This window comes from Mesorhizobium sp. M0317, from assembly GCF_040321555.1.
GTDB lineage: Bacteria > Pseudomonadota > Alphaproteobacteria > Rhizobiales > Rhizobiaceae > Mesorhizobium.
Genome location: NZ_JAMYRV010000092.1, coordinates 1 through 3,025 on the forward strand (window position 1 = coordinate 1; position 3,025 = coordinate 3,025).

Genomic DNA, 3,025 nt, shown 5'->3' on the forward strand with positions numbered 1-3,025 from the left:
GAAGGGCGTTGAGCCCTGGTCTGCCCGGGGCCTCGCCGGCGGGATCGCAAGCGCGAGACATCGGCGTGAACGTTGCAGCAAATGAAACCAACGCCACGCGGCCGCGAGCGGTCTCCAAAAAGCGAGCAGCGCCGGCTTGCGCCAGGTTCTCGCCCGCACCTGCATGGACGATTCCCTGCTCCTCGAGCGCGCGGCTGGTTTCGCGCATGCCCTCGACGCTCCAATCGAGCGTATGGTTGTTGGCGCGGCTGACCAGGTTGAAGCCCATCGCCTTCAAATCAGCACCCAGTTCCGGGGCACCGATCAAATACGCACCGCCATATTCGGCCTCGGGATAGCCTTTCGACCGGACGGCCAGGATGCTCGTCTCGAGGTTGCCGAACCTCACGTCAGCTCCCTCAAAGATCCTGAGAACATCGGCAAGGCCTGGCTGGTACCTCTTTGTTACGGGCCGCGCGCAAAGAAGATCGCCGACTGCCGCCATTGTGAAACCATCCTCCACCTGGGTGGCAATCGAGCCAACCACGTCGAAGCCATCCTGCTCTTCGCGGGCTGGATCATTGGCATTAACAAGCGATTCCATTTGTACTCCAGCATTCGTGAGCGAAAGTTCAACCGTGATTAAGACCGCGGGCTCACCGTCCTAACAGCAGGTGATGAGGCTAAGCCACATGAGCAGGCGAATGATCGCCTGCTACAGCCGGTTGCGTCGGGATGATCTCTGTAGCTGGAGCGCGCACATGACAGGCCACGACGCGCCCATCTGGCATTGGCACCAAAGGCGGCACCTCGATGTGGCAGCGCTCGACAGCGAGCGGACAACGCGGATGAAATGCGCATCCCTTTGGCGGATTGATGGGGCTTGGCACCTCGCCCTCGACCGGTGCGTCCAGCCGAACCCGCGTCGGATCCGGCACCGGAGCTGCCGCGATCAGCGCCTCGGTGTAGGGGTGCACCGGTTTGGCAAAGAGCGCCTCGCTCGGGGCGAGCTCCACGATCCGTCCCAGGTACATGACCGCCACGCGATGCGCGATATGCTCCACGACGCCAAGGTCATGCGAGATGAAGACGAAGGCGATGCCCATCTGCTGCTGGAGATCCAGAAGCAGATTCAGGATCTGCGCCTGCACGGAGACGTCAAGGGCTGACACCGCTTCGTCGGCGATGATGAGCGAGGGGTTGAGCGACAGGGCGCGCGCAATGCCGAGCCGCTGGCGCTGACCGCCCGACAACTCGGACGGCAGCCTATGCAACATTTCGGGAGACATTCCGACCTTCTGGAGAAGGTTAGCCGCAAGCGCGTTGCGCTGTTTGCGGCTGAGACGCTCAAAGTTCTCGACAGGCTCCGTAATAATTTGCCCGGCAGTAAGGCGCGGGTTCAGCGACGAGTAAGGATCCTGAAAGACCATCTGCATCCGACGCCGCCAAGCGCGAAGCGCGTCCTTCTTGAGGCCCGCAATATCGGTCCCGTCGATCAGCACGCGCCCGCCCGTCGGCTCAACGAGCCGCATCAAGAGCCGCGCGACGGTGGACTTGCCACAGCCGGATTCGCCGACGATGCAGAGCGTCTCGCCCGCCGCGACGGAAAAGGTCACATCCTCCACCGCACGGATTACCGGAACGTTCTTCTTCAGGAATCCCGCACCGAGCGGATAATGCTTGGTCAGATTCTCGACTTTCAGCAAAGGACCGGTCATGCGCCCATCACCTCTTCGGCGCGCCAGCAGGCTGCGGCGTGGCTCGACCCGACATCACGCAGCATGGGCGTCTTTTCGCGGCAAATGTCGATAGCGAACGGGCAGCGAGGCGCAAAGCTACAGCCCACAATGGGCTCGCGAAGGCTTGGCACAATGCCGGGAATTTCTGGAAGGCGGCGCTGACGGCCGCGCCGCGGATCAGGCACCGAGTGCATGAGACCTTGGGTGTAGGGATGCGCTGGGCGTGCAAATAGATCTGTTACAGCCGCTTCCTCAACGATCCGGCCAGCATACATGACAATCACGCGTTGGCATGTCTCGGCCACAACCCCCAGATCATGCGTGATGAACATCACGGACGTTCCCATGCGCTCTTTCAGATCGACGATCAGCCGCAGGATCTGCGCCTGGATGGTGACGTCGAGCGCAGTCGTCGGCTCGTCGGCAATCAACAGTTCCGGCGAACAGGCAAGAGCCATGGCGATCATGGCGCGCTGGCGCATGCCGCCTGACATTTCGTGGGGATAGTTGTTTACACGACGCGCGGGATCCCCGATGCGGACGAGACGGAGCATCTCTTCGGCCTTGGCCATAGCCACCGAGCGGGTCGCATTTGTGTGTATCTGCACCGCTTCAGCAATCTGGTGGCCGACCGTATAGACCGGGTTCAGGCTCGTCATCGGCTCCTGGAAGATCATGGCGATCCGGTGGCCGCGGATCTTTCGCATCTCCCGATCAGACAGCTCAAGGATGTCGCGTCCGTGAAAGCGGACCTCGCCGCCGACAGTCTTGGCGCTCAGCTTCGGCAGCAGGCGAAGGATGGAAAGGGCGGTGACGCTCTTCCCACATCCGGATTCTCCGACGACGCCAAGCGTCTCGCCTTTCTTCACCTGGAAGCTGATACCGCCTACGGCGCGGGTGACGCTTTCTTCGCCGTAAAAGTGCGTTTCAAGGTTTCGAACGTCGAGAAGGACATCATCCTCTGCAGATTCTCGCATCAGCATGTCAGCGTCTCCGCTTCGCGCGGGGATCGAACATGTCGCGCAAGCCATCCCCGAGCAGGTTGACGGCAAGGACGGTGACGGCAAGGCAGATACCGGGCGCGAAGATCGTCATTGGGGCGATAGCAAGATATAAGCGAGAACTAGCGATCATGTTGCCCCAGCTCGGAATTTCGGGAGGCACGCCCACGCCCAGGAAGCTCAGCGCGGCCTCTGTCAAGATTGCGTCCGCACAGACGATGGCGCCCTGCACCATGAGCGGCGGAAGGGTACTTGGCATGATGTGCCGCCAAAGCACCTTCGGCAGGCGTGCGCCACCGCAAATTG

General features: G+C 61.7%; 4 protein-coding genes. All 4 read right to left on the reverse strand.

Annotated features, from left to right (window positions below; translation table 11 throughout):
* The coding region (locus NKI88_RS31575; RefSeq protein ID WP_352659304.1) for a CapA family protein at positions 1-583 on the reverse strand (583 nt) is incomplete at its 3' end.
* A 79-nt stretch (positions 584-662) separates the two neighbouring features.
* Complete coding sequence (locus NKI88_RS31580) at positions 663-1,697, reverse strand: ABC transporter ATP-binding protein (RefSeq protein ID WP_352659306.1); 1,035 nt, start codon at positions 1,695-1,697, stop codon at positions 663-665.
* A complete protein-coding gene (locus NKI88_RS31585) occupies positions 1,694-2,695 on the reverse strand; it encodes an ABC transporter ATP-binding protein (protein WP_502909515.1) in 1,002 nt (333 codons plus the stop codon). Before NKI88_RS31585 ends, NKI88_RS31580 begins: the two co-directional genes overlap by 4 nt.
* Positions 2,696-2,702: 7 nt before the next feature.
* The coding region (locus tag NKI88_RS31590) for an ABC transporter permease (protein ID WP_352659310.1) at positions 2,703-3,025 on the reverse strand (323 nt) is incomplete at its 5' end.

Excerpts from the sequence above, each read along its gene's own strand:
- NKI88_RS31580 (WP_352659306.1), bottom strand. The coding sequence starts at position 1,697 with ATGACCGGTCCTTTGCTGAAAGTCGAGAATCTGACCAAGCATTATCCG.
- NKI88_RS31585 (WP_502909515.1), bottom strand. The coding sequence starts at position 2,695 with ATGCGAGAATCTGCAGAGGATGATGTCCTTCTCGACGTTCGAAACCTT.